Below are 238 nucleotides of genomic sequence, written 5' to 3' on the forward strand. Positions count from 1 at the left end.
ATACCGTGGCCTGCATGGCCGGCGGCAAGCTGGCCGAGTGCGGCGAGAGCGTGCTGCTCAAAGGCTGCGACAAGATCATCCAGAAGTTCTTCGCCGCCTTCATCGACCATATGGCGAGCCAGCCCCGGCTCGCGCCGCCGCCCCCGCCGCCCGAGCCGGAACCGCGCGGGCTGTCGAATTCGCGCTGGTCGTGGATCATGGTGCTGCTGGTCATCGCGGTGTTCCTGGGCTACCACTA

At 67.2% G+C, this 238-nt stretch carries 1 protein-coding gene; it reads left to right on the plus strand.

Features of this window, described 5'->3' with window-relative positions; genetic code table 11:
• Window positions 1-14: 14 nt before the first annotated feature.
• On the plus strand, window positions 15-238 hold a 224-nt coding region (locus HMPREF0072_RS11685; protein WP_211204256.1), incomplete at its 3' end, for a hypothetical protein.

Origin of the sequence: Anaerococcus lactolyticus ATCC 51172 (assembly GCF_000156575.1) — a bacterium.
GTDB classification, from domain to species: Bacteria; Bacillota; Clostridia; order Tissierellales; family Peptoniphilaceae; genus Anaerococcus; species Anaerococcus lactolyticus.